Raw genomic sequence first — 1,956 nt, 5'->3', positions numbered from 1 at the left:
CCGTCGACCTGCGGGGGCGACGACGCACACCGTGGCGCGGCGCCGGCGAGCGCGTGGGGCAAGGTTGGCGGTGTAGGGACGCGACGCCGCTCTCGCCGTCGTGGCGGGTGCCGGAGGCGCGGGGTAGGGGGGCTGATCAGGGTGACGTCAGGACGCATGGACAATTCCCTCCTGGGCGGTGGGGGCGGGCACAGGCGGCACGGGGCCGGCGGGAGGCGGGCGGGTCCAGCACCCCGCGGGCGGGCATGCGGACCGGGACGATGCGGTGGTGGAGCCACAGCCGCCCGAGCGAGGCGGCCATCCGGGCGGTGTCGCGCAGCACCTGCACGCGTGAGCCCTCCCGGTCGATCCACACGGTCGGGGCCTCGGCCACGGTCAGGCCGAGGGCGCGGGCGGTCACCAGCACGTCCACGTCGAACACGAAGTCCCGCGAGCTGACCAGCGGCATCACCCGCTCGGCGGCCCGGCGGGTCAGCACCTTGGCGCCGCACTGGGTGTCGTGGAAGGGCAGCCCGAAGACAGCCCGGACGGCGCGCGCGAACCCGGCGCTGGCCACGCGACGCGCCAGCGAGCGGGGCTTGGGCAGCACCGAGGCGGGGTGCCAGCGCGACGCGATGGCCACGTCGCGCCGGTGACGCCGAGCGTCTGGGCCAGCAGCTCGACCTCGGCCGGCGGCGTCGAGCAGTCGGCGTCGACGAAGGCGATGACGTCGGCGTCGCTGCGCCGGAACGCCTCGTTGATCACCCCGCCCTTGCCCAGGCGCGGGTACTCCACGGCGCGGACGCGGTGGTCGGCGAGCGCGTGCTGGTCGACCACCCGACGGGTCTCGTCGGTGCAGTCGTCGAGGGCGACGGTGATGCGCAGGTCGTCGCCCATCAGCTCGTTGCTGTAGGCGGTGAGCGTGCGGCCGATGCGGTGCTGCTCGTTGTGGGCGGGGATGACGATCTCGAGGGACATGAGTCGCTCCTGGAGGGACACGGACGTGCGTGTGCGCCGTCTCGGGCGTGCGAGGTGGGACGGGCGGCTGGCGGGCGGACGCGGCGTACGGTCCACCGGGACGCGAGGCGTCGGGCGGCAGGTCGTCGGTGACCTGCGCGGCTTCGTTCAGCTCGGCCGGTTCGGGGCGGCAGCGTGTGCCTGCCCGGCTCTGTCTCCACACTGCGGGGCATCGCCCGGAGTCACAACCTCAACACGCCGTGCGGTGACGAAGGTCACCGCACGACGCGCGAGAACCCCGGGATCCCGGGGAGAAATGAGAATGCTCTCATGGGGGCGCGAACCCGCGCGCCGGCCGCGGCGAACGGGCCGCGGGGTCGGCTAGCGGCCGGCCGAGGCCTTCGCCAGCAGCGCGTCGGCCAGTGCCTTGTAGCGCTCCTCGGCCGGCTGGTTGCCCACGCTCTGGTAGAGCGCGGCGAGGTTGTGCGCGGCCAGGAACGAGCCGGTGCCGCGCATCGCACCCTCCAGGTGCGGCGTGTCGCCGATCTCCAGGGCGGTGAGCCAGCAGTCCTCCACCAGCCGCAGCATCTCGGTCGCGCGCGGCGCGTCTCGAGCGTGTGGCGCAGCAGCACCTGCCCGACCTCGAAGTTCATGTCGGCCGAGTAGCGGTAGGCCGGCAGCTCGACGTCGACATGTCGATCGCCTCCTCGGTGAGGCCGATCTGCACCAGCACGCGCAGCAGGCGCAGCACGAGGTCGTGGCGCGACATCAGCGAGTCGCCGGTGGTCGGGCCGGAGCGGCGGTAGGCGATGCGCAGGTGCTTCGCGGCCGTCAGGGGGTCGCCGGAGGTCTGGTACTCCACGCCCATCTGGTAGCGCAGGTACTGGTTCTTCGGGTCGCTCGCGCGGGCCGGCGACGTCCAGCACGACCTCGCCGGGCAGCCCGTCGAGCCAGGCCCGGACGCGCTCGCGCTGGCGCGGGTCGGCGACCAGGAGCGGACGGGTCCACGCGCCGGGCCGG

At 74.2% G+C, this 1,956-nt stretch carries 4 protein-coding genes; all 4 read right to left on the bottom strand.

The window, feature by feature from the left end:
* Positions 1 to 136: 136 nt before the first annotated feature.
* Complete coding sequence (locus AC2W7G_RS14920) at positions 137 to 478, bottom strand: hypothetical protein (protein WP_485869131.1); 342 nt, start codon at positions 476 to 478, stop codon at positions 137 to 139.
* Positions 472 to 957 carry a glycosyltransferase family 2 protein gene (locus AC2W7G_RS14915; protein WP_485869130.1) on the bottom strand — a complete coding sequence of 162 codons (486 nt, stop codon included), beginning with the start codon at positions 955 to 957 and terminating at the stop codon, positions 472 to 474. The genes AC2W7G_RS14920 and AC2W7G_RS14915 overlap by 7 nt, the downstream gene beginning before the upstream one ends.
* Before the next feature lie 360 nt (positions 958 to 1,317).
* Positions 1,318 to 1,524 carry a hypothetical protein gene (locus tag AC2W7G_RS14910; RefSeq protein WP_485869129.1) on the bottom strand — a complete coding sequence of 69 codons (207 nt, stop codon included), beginning with the start codon at positions 1,522 to 1,524 and terminating at the stop codon, positions 1,318 to 1,320.
* A 61-nt stretch (positions 1,525 to 1,585) separates the two neighbouring features.
* Positions 1,586 to 1,956 (bottom strand): hypothetical protein (locus AC2W7G_RS14905; RefSeq protein WP_485869128.1); only part of this gene is annotated, 371 nt, incomplete at its 5' end.

The organism is Aeromicrobium sp. PFPM2_SD2 (assembly GCF_057364525.1).
This window is presented reverse-complemented; position numbering and strand designations above follow the sequence as displayed.

Excerpts from the sequence above, each read along its gene's own strand:
- AC2W7G_RS14915 (WP_485869130.1), bottom strand. The coding sequence starts at position 957 with ATGTCCCTCGAGATCGTCATCCCCGCCCACAACGAGCAGCACCGCATC.
- AC2W7G_RS14910 (WP_485869129.1), bottom strand. The coding sequence starts at position 1,524 with ATGCTGCGGCTGGTGGAGGACTGCTGGCTCACCGCCCTGGAGATCGGC.